This is a genomic window from Deltaproteobacteria bacterium (genome assembly GCA_016874735.1).
In the GTDB taxonomy this organism is placed as follows: Bacteria; Bdellovibrionota_B; Oligoflexia; order Oligoflexales; family CAIYRB01; genus CAIYRB01.
Genome location: VGTI01000018.1, coordinates 37,775 through 61,341 on the forward strand (window position 1 = coordinate 37,775; position 23,567 = coordinate 61,341).

14 protein-coding genes (1 of these 14 cut by a window edge) are annotated in these 23,567 nt (G+C 54.3%); 4 read left to right on the top strand and 10 right to left on the bottom strand.

Going from position 1 to position 23,567, the window contains the following annotated elements; genetic code table 11:
* The coding region annotated (locus FJ146_09640; protein MBM4252221.1) for a hypothetical protein crosses the window boundary (this coding region is incomplete at its 3' end): on the bottom strand, window positions 1–7,381 show 7,381 of its 45,155 nt. 37,774 nt of the annotated region lie to the left of the window's left edge.
* 226 nt (window positions 7,382–7,607) lie between these two features.
* Between FJ146_09640 and FJ146_09645 the strand changes: the two genes are divergently transcribed.
* Together FJ146_09645 and FJ146_09650 are read left to right on the top strand one after the other, a co-directional pair.
* Window positions 7,608–9,599 (top strand): hypothetical protein, encoded by a 1,992-nt coding sequence (locus FJ146_09645; GenBank protein ID MBM4252222.1) that lies wholly within the window; start codon window positions 7,608–7,610, stop codon window positions 9,597–9,599.
* Window positions 9,593–10,468 (top strand): hypothetical protein, encoded by an 876-nt coding sequence (locus FJ146_09650; GenBank protein MBM4252223.1) that lies wholly within the window; start codon window positions 9,593–9,595, stop codon window positions 10,466–10,468. Before FJ146_09645 ends, FJ146_09650 begins: the two co-directional genes overlap by 7 nt.
* A gap of 19 nt (window positions 10,469–10,487) precedes the next feature.
* Here FJ146_09650 and FJ146_09655 read toward each other — a convergent pair whose 3' ends face one another.
* Window positions 10,488–11,723 carry a hypothetical protein gene (locus FJ146_09655; protein MBM4252224.1) on the bottom strand — a complete coding sequence of 412 codons (1,236 nt, stop codon included), beginning with the start codon at window positions 11,721–11,723 and terminating at the stop codon, window positions 10,488–10,490.
* A 267-nt stretch (window positions 11,724–11,990) separates the two neighbouring features.
* Here FJ146_09655 and maiA point away from each other — a divergent pair, with 267 nt between their 5' ends.
* Window positions 11,991–12,620 carry a maleylacetoacetate isomerase gene (maiA, locus tag FJ146_09660; protein ID MBM4252225.1) on the top strand — a complete coding sequence of 210 codons (630 nt, stop codon included), beginning with the start codon at window positions 11,991–11,993 and terminating at the stop codon, window positions 12,618–12,620.
* Window positions 12,621–12,651: 31 nt separating this feature from the next.
* Here maiA and FJ146_09665 read toward each other — a convergent pair whose 3' ends face one another.
* Window positions 12,652–13,560 (bottom strand): hypothetical protein, encoded by a 909-nt coding sequence (locus FJ146_09665; protein ID MBM4252226.1) that lies wholly within the window; start codon window positions 13,558–13,560, stop codon window positions 12,652–12,654.
* A gap of 119 nt (window positions 13,561–13,679) precedes the next feature.
* Window positions 13,680–16,178, bottom strand: coding sequence for a tetratricopeptide repeat protein (locus FJ146_09670; protein MBM4252227.1), 2,499 nt, complete (start codon window positions 16,176–16,178; stop codon window positions 13,680–13,682).
* A 155-nt stretch (window positions 16,179–16,333) separates the two neighbouring features.
* On the opposite strand from FJ146_09670, the gene FJ146_09675 reads away from it, so the two are divergent.
* A complete protein-coding gene (locus tag FJ146_09675; protein MBM4252228.1) occupies window positions 16,334–17,083 on the top strand; it encodes a hypothetical protein in 750 nt (249 codons plus the stop codon).
* Between the two features lie 4 nt (window positions 17,084–17,087).
* Here the strand turns inward: FJ146_09675 and FJ146_09680 are convergent, their stop codons facing one another.
* The 6 genes from FJ146_09680 to FJ146_09705 form a co-directional block, all read right to left on the bottom strand.
* Complete coding sequence (locus tag FJ146_09680; GenBank protein ID MBM4252229.1) at window positions 17,088–17,747, bottom strand: hypothetical protein; 660 nt, start codon at window positions 17,745–17,747, stop codon at window positions 17,088–17,090.
* A 1-nt stretch (window position 17,748) separates the two neighbouring features.
* A complete protein-coding gene (locus FJ146_09685; GenBank protein MBM4252230.1) occupies window positions 17,749–19,599 on the bottom strand; it encodes a tetratricopeptide repeat protein in 1,851 nt (616 codons plus the stop codon).
* A 39-nt stretch (window positions 19,600–19,638) separates the two neighbouring features.
* A complete protein-coding gene (locus FJ146_09690) occupies window positions 19,639–19,983 on the bottom strand; it encodes a hypothetical protein (GenBank protein ID MBM4252231.1) in 345 nt (114 codons plus the stop codon).
* A gap of 201 nt (window positions 19,984–20,184) precedes the next feature.
* Window positions 20,185–21,129 carry a type II secretion system protein GspN gene (gene gspN / locus FJ146_09695; protein ID MBM4252232.1) on the bottom strand — a complete coding sequence of 315 codons (945 nt, stop codon included), beginning with the start codon at window positions 21,127–21,129 and terminating at the stop codon, window positions 20,185–20,187.
* A 62-nt stretch (window positions 21,130–21,191) separates the two neighbouring features.
* The gene (locus FJ146_09700) at window positions 21,192–21,848 is read right to left on the bottom strand and encodes a hypothetical protein (GenBank protein ID MBM4252233.1); all 657 of its coding nucleotides are present in this window, start codon (window positions 21,846–21,848) and stop codon (window positions 21,192–21,194) included.
* A gap of 26 nt (window positions 21,849–21,874) precedes the next feature.
* Window positions 21,875–23,548, bottom strand: a complete 1,674-nt coding sequence (locus FJ146_09705) for a hypothetical protein (GenBank protein ID MBM4252234.1) — start codon at window positions 23,546–23,548, stop codon at window positions 21,875–21,877.
* Window positions 23,549–23,567: the final 19 nt, after the last annotated feature.

Sequence of the window (23,567 nt, forward strand, 5' to 3'; positions counted from 1 at the left end):
GGACTAAACGATTCGCATAGGTCCCGTCACCCTGCACCGTGACGTTACCACTTAAGGTGGCTGACTGAGCCTTGATCCGACCCGCCGTATCAATCTCGGTCGCGCCGGTGATCAGTGACGCACCAGCGATCGTTGCGGTGTTAATCAGTGGTGCCGACAGAGTTTTGTTGCTTAGATTTGCGAGGCCTGCCTCGGTCACGACAACGCCACTTTGGGGGAACGTTGCCGTCGAGCTTACGCCCGTACCACCGGAGGTGGTCGGTAAAATCCCCGTGGTTGCGGCAGGCTGCGCTAAGTTCACGGCGCCAAACACCGGTGCTCCACCGCCCGCTGGCACGGTAAGGCTTTGGTACGCACCTCCTGCGGCAGTCGAGAAGAGGTTACCATCCTGGTTACCTACGATGACGCCGTTACTGCTGAAGCTCGAGGCACCCGTACCACCGAAACTCACAGGGAGACGTCCAGAACCAATGGCACTCGCTGGCAGGAGTGGAATGTCGCCGGCAGCAAGCTGCCCACCAGTAAACACCCGACCTTTAGCGTCAACGGTTACCTTGGTGTAAACACCGGGTGTTACACCTGTCGCGGAAAGTGTTGGGCTAGGGTAGGAACCGACGAGATCTCCGCCTGCTGCACCTAGAACTTCGGCGCCACTCGTCCAGTTCAGAGCACCGTTGCCATCCGCAGTCAGCATCTGTCCGGCGCCACCGGCACTGGCAGGCAAGGTCAGAACGAAAGATCCGCTGAGGCTATCGGGAGCTTTCAGTGCAATGGCATTGATCGAGCCTTTGTCATTTAAAACCAATTTGTTGGCAGAAGTCGTATTGCCGCGGATCGTGATGTTCCCGTCAATGGTGGTGGCCCCGGCTGTGATCGTGCCTAGAGTGTCGATCACAGTGCTGCCGCCGATGACCGCTGATCCAATGATCGAACCGCCGGCGATCACTGCGTTACTAAGCGTTTTGTTGGTTAATGTATCGCTCGTGCCACGGCCGACCAGCGTGTCGGTCGCAGTGGGAAGGAACAGCAGCCCACCACCGTTGGCAATACTGCTAATCGACGGGGCAATTAAGGTTTTGTTGCTGAGAGTCGTAACTCCGTCCTCAGTGACCACCACGCCCGAGGTTGGGAATGTTGCCACCGAATTGACACCAGTACCGCCCGCCGTCGTCGGTAATATCCCCGTCGTAGCTGCTCCTTGACTGAGATCGACGGCACCAAAGCGAGGTGCGCTTCCGTCACTTGGCATCACTAAGGTCTGGTAGGAGGAACCAGGTGCCACCGTCGCCAAACCACCACCGGTCGTACCAACCACAAGTCCACGGGCGGCGAACCCGGTGGTACCGGTACCACCGCGGGTGACGTCTATCACACCGGAGCCTATGGCCGATGCGGGTAGGCTTGGTATGTCGCTAGCCACCAGCTGTGATTTACCGACGACACGACCCTTAGTGTCGACTATGACTTTGGCATAAGTGCCCGCGGCCACTCCGGTAGGTGCCAGCTGAGCGTTAGGATAAGCACCCGTCAAGTCGCCACCGGCCGCACCGTACATGTTCTGGCCGGATACCCAGCTCAAGTTACCTAAGCCGTCGGTCTGCAGTAGTTCGCCTGGGCTGCCGTCCTGTGCTGGCAGCGTCCACACATAAGTTCCCGACAGGGTATCGGGGGCTTTGAGGGCGATGTAGTTACTCGTGCCTTTATCAGTCAAAACCAGTTTACTGGCCAAGTTGTTATTACCGAGAATTTTCACATCGCCAGACACTGTAGCCGCACCAGTTCTGAGGGTACCAGTCGTATCGATGGAGGTACTACCGGCAATCACTGAACTCCCCGTGATCGTACCAGTGGTAATCACCGGACTAGAAAGCGTTTTGTTTAGTAACGTATCAACAGTCTCACGACCGACGAGCGTGTCGTTTGTGGTCGGTAAAATCACCAAACCACCGTTATTGATGGCACTAATCGTCGGCATGGACAGCGTTTTATTAGTCAGTGTTTCTGCGGCGGTCCGCGTCACGACCGTGCCGCTGGTTGGGAATATGGCCGTCGAATTGACGCCGGTACCACCGAGAGCTGTGGGGAGTTGGCCTGTGAGTGCACCGTCGCTGGCGAGGTCCAAAGCCCCGAACGATGGCGCTCCACCACCACTCGGCACGCGCAGAATTTGATTAGAAGTTCCCGCAGCAGTTGAGAATAAATTACCGCCGCCGTTGCCAAGCATGACGCCGTTAGTCGCAAAGCTCGACGCTCCCGTACCGCCGTTGAACACCGGTAATGTCCCGCTACCGATTTGGGAGGCCGGTAGCTTAGGAATGTCAGCAACTGTTAACGTGGTCCCTGCAGTCACACGCCCCTTAGTGTCCACGGTGACTTTGGCGTAACTACCAGCGCTAACACCCGTAGATTTCAGAACGGGATTTGGGAAAACGCCCGTTAGATCGCCACCAACATTGCCACGTGGGATGGCGCCGCTCACCCAACTCAGGTTGCCGCTGGCATCAGTCTGCAGCAGCTGACCATCGGTGCCAAGTGTCCCAGGCATGGTGTAGGTGATCGATTCAAACATGGCATCGGGTGCTTTGATTGACACCGAGTAGGTTTGACCGCGATCGTTCAACATCAACTTATTGGCAGTCGTATTGTTACCTTGAACCGCAATGTTTCCGTTAATGAAGGTCGGGCCCGCCGTGATCGTACCGACAGTGTTGATACTCGAGGCTCCGACGATCACGCTGGACCCAGTAATGGTGCCATTAATCATAATCGGTGCACTCAGAGTTTTATTGCTGAGAGTCTCAACAGTTTCGCGACCAACTAGGGTGTCAGAGGTGGTGGGGAGCGTTAGTGTGCCACCGTTGACGAGCGTGCTAACCACCGGCTCGATCAGTGTTTTGTTTGTCAACGTATCAGCCGTGGCGCGTCCCACTAACTGATCGTTACCCTGAGGTAGGACGATCGTACCGTTATTAGAGATTGTACTGATCACAGGCTCTTGCAGCGTCTTATTGGTGAGCGTCTGATTTGCAGCCTCGGTAACGATCACACCGTCGGTCGGGAATATGGCGGTTGTGTTGATGCCTGTACCACCGAGGGCACGCGGCAAGATGCCAGTAACTGCTGCCGTTTCACCGAGATCAATCGCGCCGAACGAGGGCACACCCCCGTCGGCAGGAATTCGCAAAATTTGATTAGCGGCACCTGCTCCCGTTGAGAACAAGTTACCCGTGTCGTTACCGAGCACGACACCGTTGTTGGCGAAAGATGTGGTCCCCGTACCACCGCGTCCGACACCGATAACACCGCTTGTGATAGCCGACGCTGGAATGGGAGGTAAGTCACCGAGCCCTATAGTGCCACCGCTTAAAACCCGCCCTTTGGCGTCGACTGCAACTTTGAAGTAAGTGCCAGGATCGACCCCGGTTGCTGCTAAAGATGGATTTGGATACACACCAGCCAAGTCGCCACCTGCGTCACCCGTGGGTGCAGCGCCAGATATCCAGGATAAGTTCCCTGCCCCATCGGTGCGCAGCAGTTGACCCGCAGTCCCCGCACCACCCGGCAATGTCAACACAGTCGTTCCACTGAGGTTGTCAGGAGCTTTAAGCACGACAGCATTCTCGGTGCCGCGATCGTTCATGACCAAAGAATTGGCCGATGTACCGTTACCACGGATCGTGACGTTACCAGTGACTGTGGTCGCACCTGCGTTAACGTTGCCAGCCGTATTGATCGTTGTGGTGCCATTAATGATGGAGCCGCCACTGACGATGGCACCGTTGATAATCGGATTTATCAGGGTTTTGTTTGTGAGCGTATCTGTGGTGCTACGGCCGACCAAGGTGTCCGTTGTGGTCGGTAACGTCAACGTTCCCGTGTTGTTGATCGTGCTGATGACCGGTTTCATCAGAGTTTTGTTGGTCAGAGTGTCCACGGTATCGCGACCAACCAAGGTATCTGTCGTGGTCGGCAGCGTTAAGGTGCCGGTGTTGGCGATCGTGCTAATCGTTGGCTCGACTAGGGTCTTATTGCTCAGTACAGCCGTGGCAGCCTCGGTGACGACCACGCCACTAGTTGGGAACTGAGCTGTAGAACTGACGCCGATACCACCGCGACTCGTTGAGAGCACGCCCGTCACTGCAGCACCTTGGCTTAAATCAATGGCACCAAACGTCGGCGCACCACCACCAGCGGGAACGCTCAATGTTTGGTAAGGCGCTCCAGCGTTCGTTGACACCAAGCCACCCGCGACACGCCCCAAAACGACACCGTTGTCGTTGAAGCTCGAGGCACCGGTACCACCGTTGACCACACCGAGCACACCACTTGATATGACGGAGGCTGGAAGTGGCGGAATATCACCAACCACCAAAGTCGATCCGTTCGCGACACGCCCTTTGGCATCAACGGTTACTTTTTGGTACACACCGGGCGCGACGCCCGTGTTAGTCAGCTGCGGACTAGGATAGTTGCCGACGAGATCGCCACCTGCGGTGCCTGTAGGTGATGCACCGCTGACCCAGCGCCACGCTCCAGCGCCATCGGTAGTCAGCAGTTGTCCATCAGTCCCGTCACTTGCAGGGAGTGTGAAGGTCACGGAACCAGCAAGTGTGTCGGGAGCTTTCAGCGAGACGGCGTTAGTCCCAACCTTGTCGGTAAAGGTCAGGCGGCTCGCCGTATGGGTATCACCTTTCACCGTCAATTCGTTCGCTACAGTGATGCGACCCGTCGTATCAATCACGGTGGACCCAGTGATCAAACCAGAGCCGGTCATCGTGCCGCCTTGAATCATTGGCTGCGCGAGCGTCTTATTCGTTAATGTGTCGACGGTCTTTAGACCAACCAGCGTGTCGGTCGTCGTTGGCAGGGCCAAAGTGCCCACGTTGGTGATGGTGCTGATCGTCGGATTGATGATGGTTTTGTTGGTCAACGTTTCCGATGCCGCGCGTGTGACGACCACACCATCAGTAGGGAATGTTGCTGTAGAAACTACACCCGTACCACCAAGTCTAGTTGGCAGCAGTCCTGTGACCGCGTCAGACTGGGACAGGTCTAAAGCTCCAAATTCTGGCGATCCCCCAGCTGCTGGAATGCGCAAGGTTTGGTAAGCAGTGCCAGGGGCTGTCGCATTGATACCACTCGTGCCATTACCGATCAGGACGCCGCCGGCCGTCAAACTTGCAACGCCGGTACCACCGCGTTCGACGCCAAGCGTCCCCTGGCCTAAAATCGACGTCGGTAGGCTGGGGATATCCGATACGCTCAGAGTCGTACCGTAGCTGACGCGCCCTTTGGCATCGACAGTCATTTTCTGATAAGTGCCAGGTGTGACGCCGGTCATGGTCAATTCGGGGTTCGGGTACATAGCCGTCAAATCACCCGACGCTGGTCCCGTCGGCGATGCACCAGAGCGCCAGCTCAAATTTCCAGCTCCATCGGTAAAGAGAAGCTGCCCGCTTGTGCCCACGCTATTGGGCAGCGTCAGGTTGACAGGCGACGCCAAATTATTTGGTGCTTTGAGCGATACGTAGTTCGATGTGCCTTTGTCATTGAGGAAGATGCGATTAGCGCTAGTGCCATCTCCCTGCACTGTGATGCCGCCAGCGACCGTGGTCGCACCGCTACGAATCGTTCCCGTGATATCAATCACCGAGCTGCCAGTGATCAGGGAAGCGCCTGTGACTGTGCCTGATGTCATAGTCGTAGCGGTAAGATTTTTGTTAGCCAGTGTCTCGACAGCATCACGCGTTACCACCACACCTGCAGCAGGGAACACCGCTGTCGAGTTGACACCCGTACCACCGACACTCGTTGGCAATACGCCACTGGTAATCTTGCTAGCTGAGAGCTCGGGGATATCCGCAGGTACCAATGTCGTACCGTAGATCACGCGCCCTTGCTGATCTGTCGTCATTTTCGTGTATTCACCAGGCATACCGAGATTGGGGAGACTCACCATCGCGTTACCACCGATGGTGCTCACGACGACGCCGTTGCCGGCGGTGACGCTAGAGATCTTGTTGTTGAACGTGATCCAGTCGAGCACCGACAGATAACCAGACGAGACGGACGATGCCTGGCCCATCGAAATGTTGCCGGTCGTGTTGTTGTAGGTCACTGGAGCTGTCGCGGAGATCATTTTGCGCGCTGCTTGCTGCGCGCGGGCTTCGGTGAAGTAGAGGTTGGTAGTCTCAGTGACATCTGCCGTCGTCAAGGCGACGTCGCCAGTCTTACCAGCAACAGACGACACTGGCACCGTCGGGAAGTTGACCCAACCAAGCTTGCCCGAACCGTCGGTCTGCAGCACTTGACCGGTAAGTCCATCACCAGATGGCAGCGTCCAAATTTTATTCGCCGCGATTTCATCTGGGGCTTTGAAGCCAACGTAGTTACTGCCCGTCAAGTTACCGAATCTGAGTTCACCAGTGGCACCAGCACCGGTGTCATACGGTTTCAAGAACACACCAGCCTGTTTCGATGTTTCCAGACTGCCGGGAGTAATGACTGAGTCTGCCGTGATGGCATCTTGTTTCGCGTTAAATTTGAGCCAATCTGAGGTCGTCAGGTAACCGTTACTGACACTGCTCGCCTGCGTCATGCTGAGCACTGGCGTCGTTCCCGCCATCGTCACTGCCAACGGTGCTTGCGCTGTCACGGTGGTGCTCGCTGGTATCCACTGGCTACCGTCGTAGCTGAGTACTTGTCCCACTTCAGGAGCGGTGGCACTAACGTTGGTTCCCTGGAGGGCTCCCGCGCTTGCTGAAGGTGTTTTCCAAACAATTTTTCCCGAGCTGTCCTTCGTCATAAACTGGTTCGGTCCTGGCGCAGCATCGGGACCCACCGTTAGTTCCCCGTCAGAGCTAAACTTAATTGTTTTATCATCAACGGGGACGCGTGCAGCGTAAGGAACAGTGACAACTTGTTGCAGTGGATACGGTGACCCACCGTGCGTGAGATCTGTCACTTGGAACCACACGCGCTGCCCGACATCTGGAAACACGCGATGATAATCTTCTGGGCTGAGCGTCACGCGTACTTGAAAGATGCCGTCTTGTAGGACGATTTTTTCAAAGCCATCGCGCACCGTAATAATTGGTGCACTCGCGTCGCCATCATGGAAGAACGAGATATCAAGTGCAACTGGTCCTTCGACAGGACGTCCACTCGGATCAGTTAACCGACCACTGACGACGAAATCGTAACTCGTATCGGCGGACGCGATACTCACGTGAAACGACGCAGCAAGTGCCACCATCGCAGATAAACTATTTTTACTCAATTGAGGCGACGACAGAATAAGTGCACGCAAAATTTGCGCAAAGCGATACCGGTGCGCTGCTGCGCGCACTGACTTGGTCGCTTTGTTCAATTCTCGCATCATCTGCCGTCGCCCTCGTTGGCCGCACTGGTAGAGCGAACTCGCACCTGTGGTATCAGGGGCTTCGGCATTTCGGGGGCTAACCTTAAGCGAATACTTGGGTAGGCAAATTTTTCCTATAAATGTCCCAAAAATTTGGACTTATTTAGGCCGGTGGTTGGTTCTCGGTGACTGCAGGTGCTATAATATTGATTAATCCCAACAATTCCCGATCACAGACGAGCGGCCCTTGAGGCGAACACCGCCAGGCGTATCCCACTACCCACGGACCGGGCTCCTGCCCTTGGTTCTCGGTGCCGCTTTTTCTCTTCCGGGCACGGTCCTTGCACAAGGGCGTAAACCGACGTCTTCACTAGGTACTTCGGGGTCCAGCCCAACCGCCTCTGACGTCCTAACCACGCCTGTGCAAACCGGGTACCTAAAGGTACTGTGGCCAATGCCCCCCTCACGGGATCCCGACACCGATCGGACCAACGCCACCATCGCCGCTGAGGCCTGTAAACAATTTGGACACTCATTTTTGCTTGGTTACGGGCTTTGGGGCACCGGACTTTTTGACGAATTTGGCTGCTTCACATCGATCGGTCAAAAGTTCTTTGGGGGCCGCGAGCCTAAATCGGATCCAGCGTGGACAGTTGAATTCACGCAAACACAAGATCGTTTAGTTGTGCGCTTGATGCTCGCCACCGATAAGCTCACCAATTCAGCAGCCGCTGCCTTGGTCGCTCCAGCGATCGAAGCTGGCTCCGTTGCCTTTCCCGCTCCCCCGAACTGGCAGTATCTGATGCGCGATGAGTTTTACTCTAAACTCGTCGCCGCCGCTGTTCTCGATACCGCTCCGGCCGCTACGCGCCTACCGTTGCCAGCCACTGCGCTCAGACCTGAAGATGCCAACCAACTTGGCAAGACCGCAGCACCAACGTCGCTCCAGCTCTTTACTTGGGGCGTTCAACCCGAAACGGGCCTGTGGACCGCGCATGTGGTCGGGGCGGCGCGTATCGAAGGCAGTGACCGCGTGTTTGATTGGGTCGACCGCGGCGGTGTGACGCGTGAGTCCATCGTTTATGCGCAGCGCCGCCCTGGTCCCGAATACGGAGCTCAAGCACTCCTGATTTCGATACGCCACCGCGGGCAAACGATCATCGACGGCTCCGACGAACCGCGGCCAGGTCGCTTACCCGGACTGACGCAGACTGCCCCCATGCCTTTAATACAGCCTTTGGCTCAGACAACGACGATGGCCCAGTCACCGATGCCACAAACGCCAGCGCCTTCCTCACCGGTCGAGTCCCAAGTGCCTTTGCAACCGATCGCACCACCACCAGTTCCGGTAGAGCAGCCGATTGCCCCACCACAAGTCGAAGTTGCCCCAATCCAGCCACCAGCTCCGGTGGCGGAGGCAGCCCCGATCGCACCCAGCCCGATTTCTCCATCGCCCATCGAGCCAATGGCAGCACCGATGCAAGCACCGGCGCAGATGTCAGCCCCGCAGGACGAGGGACCCATGCATTTTTCGTGGGAAAACAGGCCTCCGCGTGTGGCTACGAGCGAAAGCTTCGTGTCTCTACGCTACGGTTTTGAAATGATTGATTCGGCAACGGCCCTCTTCTCGCCGGGGTCCGTCGTGAGCTTTACCAGCGAATTCCATCGTGGCTGGTTCAACGGCCTCCGCCTCTACACTGACTCTTGGCCCGATCATAAGCGGGATATTGAGGGCGAAGTCTTCAGTATTACATGGTCCCGTTACAATGTGGGTTGGGCGTACCTGTACAGATTGACAGGACTGATCGACAGGATTGAGGTCATTCCCAAGGCCGGGCTATGGAGCATCACCTCGCGCCTGCCTATAACGATGCCCAACGAAAATATTGTGACGCGTGAATACAAGGCAAGTGGCCTCAAAAACTTCGGTCTCGAGATTAATGGTGTTATCGAAAATGCGAGTTATCTAGCTAGGCTCTTCCATTCGCGCGACATGACGCTGCTCAAGGAAAAAACTGCCGACGGTGCGGCAAACGAGCTCACTGCAAACCGCACTGGGCTTGAGCTCTACATCAAGGGCGGTCCGCTACGCTATATCAGTAACAGCATTCGATGGAATCTACTCGCCTTTGACTACTTCGAAGACCTCACCATCAATGAGACTGGTGGGACGAAGTCTGATCTTAAATTTGTCTACAGCACTGCCTTCGCTGGTGGAGGGGTGAGTCTGTCATGGTGAAGCAACCAAGCTTGCTACGTCAGCTACTATACTGCGCGCCCTTCTTGATGGCGACACACGCGCCCCTAGCCGCAGCAGAGGACTATGGCCAACAGCAGACGAGTGGCGGCAGTGAATCTGCTACCCCCGATCCACTAAACTGGTTGGCGCGCATGAATTTCCCAGCCTCCAGTCCACTGGTACGACGCGTTATTACATTGAAAGCCCTACCCTCCGACCGTGGCGAGCTACAGGTATCGCCCGTTGATCGGACGATGCTACAGAGTCTCCATTTTCTGGACGTTGCCAGCCTTGAAGACATTAGCTGGACCGACGTGATCAACAGGCGACACGCCTGGGCAGGGCGCGGGGTGACGCGCCGCCTAAAGGCCCTACTACAAGCTACGGGATCTCAGGCTATTTTGATCATCCCCCCACCCGGCAGCAGTGAGGCGATGGCATTGATTCGCCCAGACACTAACGGCCAACTGGACACGGTCGCACAGAAGTTGGAACGCCTACCTAAAGCAGAAGACGCGAAAGACGTGGCTGTAGCTCTCCGAGAAATGCTCGGCTACGATGCCATTGTGCTTTCCCACGAGGGTCCCTACGTCCTTTTGCAAACACCAGATCTCAATGCTGGGGCCAAGCTGCTTCACGGCGTAGCCATAGGCAACTCAGCGACCAGAGCATCGGTAAACAGAGAGACCGGCGTACCTACTGCGTTCCTGCGGCTTAGCCGCTCCCTCGGTCACTACTCCGTGTGGCGCATCGTCTCGGCGACCACTCCCAGCCTGATCCCAGCTGGCACTAAGGTGCTACTGGAGTCACGAGCTAGGCCTGAACGTTCCCCACGCCAGCCTTCGCCACCAGTGGTCGCGCCCCAGTGAGCTGGTGTGAGTCATTTGCTTAGTGAGCGAGCATCGCCGACGTCGACATGAGCTGCACCGGACGATTGAACAGTCCCGTGGCATGCTGCAGATATGCCGCTATTTCGGGCTCAGCCAGCAAGGTTCCGGGGAGCACGGGATAACGGCCATCGCCAGGTCGCGCATCGTAGACGTAAATTGGCTCGTTTCCGATAGCATTGGTCTGCGCTAGCTTCTTCTGAAACTCAGGTTCGAACCGTGGTGACATGATAAAGGCCGAGGCTGCACCACGATAGATCAGCGAGGCTTTTAGGCCCGAGGCAATTTTTGCCCAAGTTTCAGTAGCAAGAGGTGCGCCCCAAATCGTCGCCACAACCTCTCCTCGACGCACGAAACAGTAACCCTCCTGAGAGCGATCGACCGTGCCACCTGGTACGGCGGTCATTCCCTGGGCTGCCCGAATCAGCGGCAGGAACACATCGAGATCTTCGCCACTTTGCAGATGAATGGAGATCGTGTCATTGCCCTCACGCGATGGCGGCAAAGCAAGCCACGACCCCGACGCAGGATTGGACTCCCACCCCCCTGGTGCCAGGTGCAAGGTCAGCGGCGAACGTGTTTTGAGATCGGTCAACGATCCTAAACTTAAATGCAGCGAGCCATTGCCTACCTTGCCTGGACTGCGACGGGTGCGGGGTTGAGCACTGGTAATTGTCAGATTCAAAAGATCACCGATCCGTCGATGCTCATTGGTATCGCCTAAAATATCTTTGATTAGTATGTAAGGCGTTGGATTGCCAGCATCACTCAGGACGGGGACACCGTGGATCTCATCATCGCCCTCGACAGTCACGCGAACGAATGGCAGATCGTCTCCCCCATCGCGCTTTACCTTACCCCGTGTCCGCGTCGTAACACCGGTGCCAAAGCTAGCCGGGATGCTCAAAGATACTTCGCTGAGTTTACGCTCCGTCCAAAGCACAGTACCACCAGGGGCTGCCGCGCGTGGTGCAGGCATATCCATGGGTGGCGGTAGCGGCGCCGGCTCGTCTTCTAGGGGCTTACCAAAATCGGCATCTGCGGTAGCGACGCCTTTCGGCTCCTTAGGTGCCTTAACTAAAGGTTTCGCCGCCAGGGTACGCCTGACGGTCGTTGGCGCGACGGCATTCGGTTTGTCCTCGCCCGCTACGAAGGCCGTATAAAATAGACCGTTGAGCAGGAGCACTAAGGCAACCGTTACTGGCGTTGAAGATGGATCGAATCTACGGGCTGTCATGACCACCGACCTCCACCCCGAAGATCGGCCAAAGCTCTAAAATCATGAGGGCAATTAAGACAAACATTGAATTTTATTGAATTACTTTTTTCGAAATTGGCAAATTCGCCCTTGGCAACTGACAAGAGTTGGCGTCAGTCCAAGTGACTTCGGGTGCTTGCGCCCGCGCGCGGCTGATGCCAATATCAGGTGGGCCCACAGGACTTTGCCAGACGGCTAAACTGCGGCGCTAATTTGGCTTTTTTCGAACGAGTGGGATGATTCCTTATGCAACTGACCCTTTACCACTACTGGCGCTCTTCCTGTTCCTGGCGTGTGCGCTGGGCCTTAGCACTGAAAAAAATCGCCTATACCCCCGTAGCCATAAACATTCTTAGTGGCGAGCATCAAGAAGTCGTCTATCGCGCGATTAATCCATCCGGGCAGTTACCGACGTTAGTGATTGACGGCCGTAGCTTCAGCGAGAGCCTAGCCATCATCGACTGGTTGGACGAGACTTACCCTAGCCCGCCTCTTTATCCGCCGAGCCCTCTGGACAAACTGTACGTGAAACAGTTGGCGCTAAAGATAGTTGCTGGGACGCAGCCCCTGCAGAATCCTAGCCTGATGAAATATTTTGTCCCGGTTGAGAGTGAGCGACGTAAGCACATGCAGCACTTCATATTTCAGGGACTGTCTGTTTACGAGCGACTCCTCGCCCAACGTAAACCTGGGACATGTAGCTTTGGAGATTCCCTAACTGTCGCTGATATATGTTTAGTTCCGCAGGTTTACAATGCCCTTAGATTTGACGTCGACCTCAAAGACCTGCCACATATCCGGCGGATCTACGAGCACTGCCTCAAAACGGAGGCCTGTGACCAGGCGGCGCCGCATCGCTTTGCCCCTTCTAACTGATCCAGTTAAATGTTGGTGAAGAAGGGTCGGATCAATCCATGCGTATCGGTCCTCGGATCGGTGCAAGCATGCGGTTGTGCCACCAAGCATAGATATTGAGTAAATGCCTCAGGCGTTCGATTTTCTTTGTCGTGCACCATGTACGTCGCGATAATCTTTTGATTCTATCGCGAAACATAGCGCATGTATGATTTAGGGCAAAGAGTGGATCCCTACCACCTCTTTTGAGTTCACCTTGGCCGACGACACATCCGCGTCGTCCTTTGTGTTGCTCGTGAGGCATATGTTTCCCAAATACCTCTTTAACGATGACGGGGTATTTGGGCCAGCAATCCGATTTCAGTAATGTTAAGTTGGGACAGAGCCTCTTAACCTCATTCAAAACCCGACGGAGGGATTCGGGCCTATTATCCGCACGCGGTCCGTAGCGTTTTACAGCCCGCTTAGCTAGGGTACTTTTTGCTGGCATTTCTGCGGCACTAATTGCAATCACTTGCCGACTTGATGCTGCCACCGCTAGGGAAACCGAGATCGGCTTACACTTAGTGTGTTCAAAAGTTTCCATATCATCAAATATCACCGTAGTTTCTTGGCCAGCTGCAATGTTTTTAGCCTGTCGGTCTTTGAGATGAAGCTCAGCCCGGTTACCAATGCGGATAATCTTACGAGCTACGGTAATCGGCCGACAGCCGAGAAGTCTGGCACATCCGCGCTGCGAAACAGATTCCATCGCTAGGCGCAAAACTTTCTGTGTTAAATGAGGCTTACGCTCGCGATACGTTAGCGCTCCCGTTTGATCAGAAAAGGAAGATGCACAATCCTTACAAAAATATCTTTGAACCCGCCCTAAGTGACCTGTTTCACGAAAAAAATATCCAAATTTGATCACCTGATTGTGACCTTTTGGACAAAGTTTTAAAAATTTTTTTTGTTTATTCACGACCACCTCCTCATCTTGAGGCGGCGATCATGCTACAAACTCATTGCCGGAAGAAGTGACATGAGCACGCATAACGGCGACATGAGAGATTCTCACCAACAACTAACTGAATCAGTTAATCACGATTTAGGAGGCTTTTCAGCCTCAACCGCCGCGGCGGCGGCATGATCCGAACGCACCGATGCCACTAGGGCATCGGCCACCGTATCAAAATGGCGCAGATCCTGTTTAGCATCATTGTAAAGGCGCTTGTAATAAAAGTAGTTTCTGAGCACTAGCTTTACGTATCCGCGTGTCTCTTTGTAAGGAATGCGTTCGACAAAGACCAAGGGATCGCGCGTCGGCAGCGTGGTGATCCAACGTTGTGCCGCGGCAGGGCCGGCATTGTAGGCAGATAGCAGGTAGATCGGGCTGAGATACTTGTCGAGCAGTGATCTCACGTGATGCACACCGATTTGCAAGTTGACGTCAGGCGTCAGGAGTCCATTGCCAGCGGATAAGCTGGCCAGGACCGCCTTCTTCACATCATTGCCCATATAATCCGAGCCCACCTGCCGCATCTCTAGCTGCGCCGTCTGCGGCATAATCTGCATGAGTCCTAGGGCGCCGACAGGTGACCTTGCTAACGGATTGAACACGCTTTCTTGCCGAATAATGGCAAACACAAAATCAGCATCCACCCCGACCTTCGCGGCAAATGCCCGCACCTCCTCGGCGAACTTTTGCGGATACAGTATGCGCTCAAAACCGGCCGGCAAACTGCTCCTAAAAGAACGCGGTAGCGCATCATAGATTTTCACTGCGTCCAACCATTTACCTGCAGCATAGGTAACCAGAGCTTTGACTATTAGTTTCTCTGGTTTACCGTCCGCGATATCGACCTCTTCCATCTCGCAGACAGCATCGTGATGCAAACCAATGCGCATCAGCGCTTCGATTCGCCGAATCTTCTGCTGATCAGGAGAGGAAAATGGCTCCTGCAGCATCTCAGGTCTAAACCGAGGTAGTCGCGCTGGTTGCATAGCTAGGTGCTGACCTGTTACCTTTTCCAGCATGTAGTGACCAAGGGCTCCGTAGTAGGTCGAATAGTACTCGGAGGCAACGCGACGCCACATCTCGCTAGCCTCGCTAAGCTTACCGAGTTCAAGGTAGGCTCGCCCCGACCAAAATAAGGCAAATGACAGCGATGATGCTGAGCGCTCGTCAACAGGCATACCGGATTGGCTGTTAATTAGGCCTTTGAGCGGCTCTAAGACCTTCTGCCACTCGCCGCGGCCAGCCAAATTGACACCGAGCGCCATCATGGCTTCGTCATAATTTTCCTCTTTAGCAAATCGCGACAAATAGTCTTCATAAAGCACAGCAGCGCGTTCCAGCTCGCCCTGGTTTTCGGCGATACGTGCCAACGAATAAACAGCTCGCGCCTCGTACTTTTTATATTTAGTGGCGGCTTTAGCTGCAACGTCTTCAAAGGCCTTACGTGCCTCGTCAAATTTATTGCGTGACCAGTCGATAAAGCCAAGGCGCAGACGGGCCTCCGCCCATCCGTCGAATCCGTAGGTATCGCTCATCGCCTTGGTGATATTCTGCCAGAACTCCGCCCTTAGCTTGGTATCTTGGGCGCGAAAACATCCATCAATCACCTTACCGGTATTCGTGGCATCAGTCAGTGAGCTGAGACCTTTAGCAATATGCAGTCCACCTAACATGAGGTCTTTGGCCTTGCCGCACTGCTTTTTCCCGGCAAGTTGCCGGGCCTTATTGAAACTTGCTTCCGGTTCATGAGAATCCACGGTTTTACCGCTAGATTCAGCCAATTGACTCAGCCAAGGGGTCGTCGCAACCAGCGCCGGATACGACTGCGCCACAGCTAAAATACTGTCGCCAACGGTACGCCGCCGGGGCTCGGGTAAATTAAGGATCACCCGCTTCAACGCCAACTGCTTGAAACCACGCGACCTGTAGCGATCAATCCGCTGCAAAAGTGCACGTAAATCATCGTCATTGAGAGGCGTTAATTTATCAGAGGTAAGATCAACCAAAAGACTTTGTTTACTAGCACAGGTCCCAGCTGCACTTTGGTTGAATCGCTGGCTTATGGCCGCACGCTCACCAGCGTCTAGCTCGGGCGATTTCAGCAAATTCAGGTAAAGAAATGGTAAAAGAGGATGGCTATCGGCAGCGCTCCCGGCAAGATCGCCCGACGCTTTGAGGATCTTGAAGGTTCCCTCAACCACCTGCCGGCGTGACTCTGGAGGTTTAAAATTAGGAGCCAGATTGCGCGGTGGACCGACAAGCTCGGCGGCCTCGTCCTCGTCGTCATTGATTTCAGGGGTGTTCATGCGCGCCAGTTTGAGGAACGCAGTGGTGATCTGATCCTGGCTCGCCAGCATGGCCGTGAACTGATCCTCTGGAAGCTCAAGCGGTGATGGCTTTTTCGCGTGAAGCGCCAGCCAAGCACTAAAGCTAGGATCGACGGGTGTCGGACCTGACGCCGCTCGATTGAGGGGATAACTGTCGGGAAGTGCCGCAGCAAATCCAACTTTTGCAGAAGGGCTCAAAAGGATCGAGCCGGTCAAAAATACCAAGCGGAGGTTCATGCGGGATGGCCCATTCATAGCAGAGTGTACCTATGCTATCCGTGTCGGCAAAAACCAGGCGACCTTAAGCTGACATTGTCTACAAACTCTGACCACATCATAGCTGTACGCGACCCTAAAAGACTAGTGCGCACAGCGAAATTCCTGCGATTTATCCTAAGGAACTGCTTTACATGGGGAGCCATGTGAGTCATGGTATTATTGCCAAAAAGTTTGGGGCCGAGATGAAACAACTCAACCTAGCAGCCAAAGAATACGACCAGATTCACTCACTTTTGGAGCGTCTTAGCACCAATGTGCGGGATCAATTGCGCGAGCTAAAAAAGGCCGCCACCGATGAGGACGTGGTCAAACTGCGTCAGATTGTCGAGAGGGACCGCGACATCGATTCCCTCGAACTGGATCTTAACCGCCGTGCCAGGTCCTTTATCGAATTGCGTGCGCCGCTAGGCCCAGATTTTCGCTCGCTCATGCAGGTTGTACAAATAGCCAGCAATCTTGAGCGCATAGGCGACTGTACGGAGTACGTAGCGCGGCATATAGCGACTAGCTTCCAGCTCAAGACGGCCATGCCGGAGGGCTGGGATCTGATCGCCAACATGATAGCGAAGTGCCTGGAACTCCTTGATCTCTCGCACGCTGCTTGGCAGCGCACCGACGCCCAACTGGCCGAGCGCTTGCCGCACCAGGACGAGGAGGTCGATCTATTGCAGAAACATGCACGCCAGCTCATGATTGCGCAGGTTCGCGCCGGCAAGATCGATGTCGAGCTAGGGTTGGAGTTGGTGCTCATCGCCAACAAGCTCGAAAGTATCGCCGACATTAGTTCGCACATTGCCGAAAGCGTGGTCTTTGTGGTGCAGGCGCGTCAGATTCGGCACGAAAAGCGTAAGTCACCGCTGGCCGAGCCCACTAAGGGCTAAGAGGTTAAGGCTTAGCGCCACCGCTACCGGCCCGGGCCAGGAGTGTGCTGTCCATCTGCACAACGATGCGATGCTGCAGGCATTCAGCCTCACTCGACAGATCCTGCAGCAGCGGCTCTAATTTATTCAGGAGCAACTTAGCACAAGCCTTCCAGTCGGAATTGGCACGAGCCAGGGCCACCTGCGCCATGATGCGCCGCATCAGGCCTCCAATTCCCTGAATAGCCGCAAGCTCCGGATGCGACCGATCCACCAGACCACTCACGTGGTCCAGTAACTCACAAATCAGATTGAGATCATCGGCGATACCGTCTAGTTCGTTGGGTTTCTGCTGCGCCTTGGTTTGCCAACATGCCACCGCCAAGGTCTTTAGCCCACCGGTGATGGCACTCGCCAGATTCCGCATGGCATCGAGCGTCTGTGTTGTCAGTTCAGCAGGAGAATCGATCTGAAGCTCGAGCTTGGTGGACTCACTCAGTGGCACTTTCCCGGCAGCACCTAAATCACCGTGATCCGCAATCAGCATGTCATTAAGACTGACACGGGTGATCACGTGACCGGGCGGCACCAGCGTCGTATCAACCCAGTCGAGCGCCTCGCGCAGCGACCGGATCGGTACTGGGACCGGAACCTTTTTATTGTTTATAAAAATTCGTTTCAGCATATCACGCGTTTAATGTGCCTGCGGTTGGGTCAGTGAGACGAGCGATTTGCTGCGAGAGAGCCTGCGCACGCTCGTTGTATGGATCAATGGACACGATACGTTCGACCAAGCTCTTGGCCGCTTGGTTGTCACCCACCTTGAACTTAATGACGGCAAGCGTATAGAGCATGTTGTGATCGTGTGGGTGGAGCCCGATATAGGTGGCCAGTGCCTGCTGGACTTCCGCAAACTTGCCGCGCTCGCTAGCGATCTGCACAAGGGTAAACAGTGCTGCCGTATTTTCCGGATTACACTCTAAAGTCTTGACCACCCAGCGACTGGCTTCGTTCAGCTCACCCATGCCCTGGAATGCCAGGCCGAGTCCGAGGTTCGCCATCTCGTCTTCCGGCGCCAAGCTGACGGCTTTTTGGAACTGCAGGACAGCGCTATCGAAGGAGTTACGCGTCAAACTGATGGTGCCGAGACCGATGAAGGCACGGGACGCATAAGGATCGAGCTCAATGGCTTGCTGGTAGGCTTGCTTGCCGGCCTCGCCGTCACCCAATTTGGTGAAGCAATCACCGATCAGACGGTAGAGGTTGGCCTTATGATGGATAGGAATATCTTTAAGCTGGAAGATCGATTCGATCACATCGATTGCAGCCAGGTACTGCTTGGCATGGACTTGCGCCTCGACCTCGAGAACCTGATGATCAAGGGCATTGACGTCGATCGTCGGCGTTTGGCGGTTCACGATCGAGAACACCTCGAGCATCTCTCTGGTCACCCGAGGCTTAGCGGCCTTGAGCTGCTGCAAATTCTTTGCCGCAATATCAATGCGGAGACTTTGGGTGGCGGCGGCTTTCCGGATGGCCTTAGCGAGCGACTCCGGTGACCCCGGACAGAAGTCAAAGCGATGTTTACCGATCGTCTCCTCGACGAGTGGTCCCCGCGCCGCGATCACTGGCACACCGTTAGCTGTAGCGATCATCAAACGATAAGGGTCGCCGTCGACGCGGTCACGCGACGCAATCGGTGAGTAGTAGAAGCAATCAGCAGCGGTCAGCACCTCGTGGAAGGCATCGCGACTCGGTGCGGCATAGACGGCTTGGCGGTCGAGTCCCAGCGTCACAAGACGGTCACGAATTTCAGCTGAGAAGCTACCAATGCCGCAGAACACCAGCTTCATCCGTCCTGCCAGCGACTTATCGCTAAACTCGATAAGCTTCATCGCGTGGACCAGGTCCAGAAGCGACTCTTCCCACTCAATCTGCCCGAAGTGTGCAATCACGAAGTCAGTATCGGCAAGACCGAGATTGGCGATAGCTCGTGCCCTGGTCTTGGCCTGGCGTTGGATTCGCTGCTCAACAAATGGCGAAAAGCTGAGGATTCTTTGCGTGTCGACACCCTCGATGAGGAGTGCTTGCCGTGCCGCCTCTGTTTGGACCAAGAACGCGTCAGCAGCGTTACCCACTTCCGTGCGGATAGTGCGCATGTGGGTAATATCTTCGCCTGGCATAGGGGTCAAGTTATCTACCCAAATGATCAGACGGAATCGGCTACGCCATTTCGCTTTGACCGCTTGGTAGGCATACATCCCGAGGCGTTCTTTGACGACCACGAGGTCAAACCCCTGCAGGACTTTTTCAAGCCCCGGCAGGTAGGTCGTATTTTCGCTGTGGTCTGGCAGCGCTATACACGTCAGCTGGTCGTAACGGCTGGTCTGCGTCAGGTAGCCGACTATGGATTCCGAGGTAACGACCGTGACCTCATAGTCGGATGCTGTCAAAAGAAACTGATCGATTTCCTCGACTGACGGCAACGTGCCGTAAACGAGAGCCAGTTTTTTTTGTACTCCGCTGTTGGACACCATGGAAACCTCCTTGAGGTCGGGGGAGACTACTAACTATGGTTAAGCTGATTGCTCAAATCTCGAGGGTTCGGGCTCACCGGAGCGGTAACAAGTGATCTTTTGGCGGGCGATTTGCAGTTTGCGCACTAGTTCCGCGGTCTTTGACTGGGATTCACTGATGACGGCCTGGAGTTTACTATCGATCTGTCTGATGTCTTGCCAGAGTTCTTGAACCTCGGGGTCGTCGGCCAGTTCCTCGATCGATCCCGTTGCCAGTCGCGTCTCAACCACCCGGAGATTGTGAAATGCTGCGGTGCGACGCTTTAACCATGTGTTACCTTCGTCAATCTTTCCTGCCGTCAAACTCGCTAAAGCTGCTGCGCCGCGGTCTCTATAGACCCGCAAGATACACCGCACCTGATGTGCAAAGTCCGCCATAGCTTAAAGCCGACAAGAGTTATGATTTTATGGTCTATATAACAGTCTAGGGCATGCTTATAAACAATGTCAAAGGTAGGTCTAGACAGGATGGACTTAAGTAATCGGGAACACTTCAAAAGATCATCAAAATGGCTGCGGCACCTAATCGTATTTACGGTGCCTTTTTTAAAACGTTGTCACTGCCGGCTCATCGAGAGAGCCTCTAACTTGCATCGTCAGGCGCCCTTCACTCGTGGCACTTCCGGTCACGGCATCAATGAGGAAGCCAAACTTTTCCTTCAGCCCCGAGTTCAGTCTAAACATAATCTTCATATCGAGCTGCGATGACCCTGTGTCGGGTTTGAGGAGGATCTTGCCGTCAGTCAGAAGCTCAAGTTCTTCGGCGACAAAGCCCGAGCTACGGTCAATCACGACACTGCCGTTCTCAACCTTGGCCTTGATTAGGGCTTTACTGAAGGCCTGATCCGGTAATCCTAGAGAGGGATGGCTCAGCTTCAAGACTGCACCTATGAGCTTCAGATCGGCTTGCCCAGTGGACTGCACCGGATTTTTGGCATCGAGTTTAAAATCGGCCGTTCCGTTAAGCTGACCGGATACCCCGACTGCTGCCAGTAAAGGCGCCACCATGGGGTTGGCATCAGGAGATGAGGCAGCAATATTGAGAGCGAAGCCAACGATGCCGTCGAGGGGAAAGTTCTTGGCCTCGACGGCAAGACGCTTGGGCGCCACCGCACCTTTGGCCATATCGATCAGACCAAAACTTACGGCGACGTTGAGACTGCCTTTACCAGCTAAAGCTTGGCCTGATACGCCGAGGCTGCCGGTAAAAAGGCGCAGTAGTTCCACGCTTACCTTGAGGCCCTTAAGATCCAGGGATGCCGTACCATTCTGCGTCTCGATATGAATATCCTCGGCGGCGAATCCCACCGGTAGGGCAGGACCCATCCCGCCGATGCGCACGGTGTAGCCCGTAGCCTTAGTGAGCTGAGCTGCTACTGCTTCCTTGAGCACCTCGTAGGGAAAGGTCACAAGCATAAAGAAGTTAAAGCTAACGAAAAAGAGCATCACCATGAGAGTGATCTGAAGTGCTCTTCGCGTCTGCTTAGCCATAGGACTCCCTACCCTCTCTTGAGACACCGTCACAGCGTCTTAACTTGTAACGATTGACTGGTTTATTTGTTGCTATCGTAGCCACGGACCTTGGACTGGGCGTCAAAATAGAGCTTGGTCCCATACCGGGCTCGTATCTGCAGATCCTGAACACGGAGATATTTATTCGACTTCTCGACCTCGACAAGGAAGCTCAGTAGGCGCGGAATCGAGATATTAGGCATCCGCATCTCAACCCTCACCTCTTTGATCCGGTCGGACAAAGGGTTGTCGGCTGGCAGCGGCGACTGCGAGTCGCTAAGACCTTCCAGAGTGACGGATTGCTCGTTAGCAATTTTCTCAAAAAATGGCTTTAAACTTACCTGCTTAGTCTTGCGCTCCAGGGTATCGGCTAGTTTTTCGAAGTTGCGGTTTTCCTGCTCGTACATGGCCTTTTTTGACTGCAACTCATGAAGAGCGGCAAAACTTTGTGACAGATCAGACTTAAGCCCATTGACCAACGAAAAATACAAACCAAAGATCATAACGACTACAAGAAAGACACCCACAATACCACCGGCAAGAACACCGGTACGCTGATTCGGCGACAGCTTGTAAAAGCTGTCCATAAGGAAATCCAACTTCTCGTTATTAGCCCCAAAAATCTGCCGCTTGGCTAACCCGAGGCTAATCTGCAGTTGGCTTTTCAATCTGTCGGTAAATGTTGCAAGAGCACTCATGAACTCTCCGTCATCCTCACTACGACTTACGCCTTGGTTGCGGTATCAACATTACCGGCGTAATCAGCATTGATCGTGAATTCGATCACCTTATTATCAGTGCCTGGTTTGGGGCTTGATTGTTTACTCTCGACGTCTTTCAGCATTTTTGCTGTCTTGACGGCATCTAAGATCTTATCCACTGAGGCATAGCTATCTGTTTCGCCGCGGAGCACCAACTTACCGCCACCGGCGGCAAGCGTGTTGAACTGATACAGGGTGACATCTAGCTTGAGCTCTTTGGGAATGGCCTCGCTCAAAGACTTAAGGATTGTTAAAGCAGGGCTTTCTGCGTTTTCCTCGATAAAACTGGTAATGGCGTTATTCTTAGTGAGAATTTCCTTCTGCAGTTTTTGTAGGGAATCATTGCGCAGCTTATCAAACGTGTACTTCCCAGCCACATACTGGCTCTTGGCGGACGGGAAAATCTGCACATACTCTTTCAAATATTGCGCACGCAGCGCCTCAATCTGCCGCTTATAAAACCAAAACTTGATCCCGTAACTAAGGCACATAATGGCAATGGCTGCTGCCACCACGCGGAAAGCAACCGCCGACCCTTTGAGTAGCGCCTCATAATTTTGGACAAAAGCAAATTCACCCTGACGCAGGTTGATCTGCGAATGGCGGCGCGCCGAGCCCACTGCGCGCATGCCGATGGCGATACTCTGGGGCATGACCGCTAGATGTTCCGTGAGATCAGCGCTGAGTTTCAGATCAGTCTTATCGATACGGTTATGCTTAGCTGGGATCTCGAGTTGCTCTTGCAAGTAGAGGTCGAAGTTTTTGATCTTACTCGTCCCGCCCGAAATGTAGATCCCGGAGAGCGGCGTCTTTTCCCAATTTTTGAAGGCGTAAAATGTACGCCCCAATTCTTTAACTATAGCGTTGGCAGCTAAGGTAGTGCGCTCAGCTACGAGGCGATCATCACCGCTCAGGTCGGCGCCAGGCTCACCGTCACAAAGCACTTGCGAGACCCTGTGCTTGACGCGCTGCGCATCGCCAAATGGAATCTCCAGATCACGAGCGAGAAACTCAGTCAGATAACGTCCGCCGAGATTGATCGAGCGGAACATCCGAAGCACGCCGTCCTGAACAATGCAGAGAGAGGTCTTTTCATGACCAACATCGACCAAGGCGTAGCACTGACCTGGCTCGGCTTCAATGTAGGGAGCTAAGTTGTAAAATGCCAAACTATCGACATCAACGAGCTTGGGATCGATGTTGATGCGCTGCAAATGTTCGAGAAAACTGCGCAGAAAGTTTTTGCGCGTCATCACGGCCAAAGCAACCGTCATATCTTTCATCGACCCTAAAACTTGATGGTCGATGATCATGTCGTCCATATTGAACGGTACGGCATCCTCAAGTTCAGCCATGATAGCCGCTTCGATTTTACGCGGATCAGAGAAGCTAAACGACATGACACGGCTAGAAATATACTGACCTGGCATAGCCGTAATGATGCGATCGGCCTGCAGATCATTTTGCTGAAAAAGTTGTTCCATACATGATGGAATGACCATGTCGGGGTCAAGGTCTTCGACATGGGGAATAATATTCTCGTAAAAATTTGCGATCTCATACGATTTAAACGTATTGACGATCTCGACCGCTTTGATCGAATAGCTTCCGATATCAAGTCCGATGATGCGTTGCATCCGAGACTATCTCCTAGAG

Bases quoted from the DNA above. Each gene is read 5' to 3' on its own strand.
- maiA (MBM4252225.1), top strand. From the start codon at position 11,991: ATGCAACTGACCCTTTACCACTACTGGCGCTCTTCCTGTTCCTGGCGT.
- FJ146_09705 (MBM4252234.1), bottom strand. From the start codon at position 23,548: ATGCAACGCATCATCGGACTTGATATCGGAAGCTATTCGATCAAAGCG.
- FJ146_09675 (MBM4252228.1), top strand. From the start codon at position 16,334: ATGGGGAGCCATGTGAGTCATGGTATTATTGCCAAAAAGTTTGGGGCC.
- FJ146_09680 (MBM4252229.1), bottom strand. From the start codon at position 17,747: ATGCTGAAACGAATTTTTATAAACAATAAAAAGGTTCCGGTCCCAGTA.
- FJ146_09685 (MBM4252230.1), bottom strand. From the start codon at position 19,599: ATGGTGTCCAACAGCGGAGTACAAAAAAAACTGGCTCTCGTTTACGGC.
- gspN (MBM4252232.1), bottom strand. From the start codon at position 21,129: ATGGCTAAGCAGACGCGAAGAGCACTTCAGATCACTCTCATGGTGATG.
- FJ146_09700 (MBM4252233.1), bottom strand. From the start codon at position 21,848: ATGAGTGCTCTTGCAACATTTACCGACAGATTGAAAAGCCAACTGCAG.
- FJ146_09650 (MBM4252223.1), top strand. From the start codon at position 9,593: ATGGTGAAGCAACCAAGCTTGCTACGTCAGCTACTATACTGCGCGCCC.
- FJ146_09670 (MBM4252227.1), bottom strand. From the start codon at position 16,178: ATGAATGGGCCATCCCGCATGAACCTCCGCTTGGTATTTTTGACCGGC.
- FJ146_09655 (MBM4252224.1), bottom strand. From the start codon at position 11,723: ATGACAGCCCGTAGATTCGATCCATCTTCAACGCCAGTAACGGTTGCC.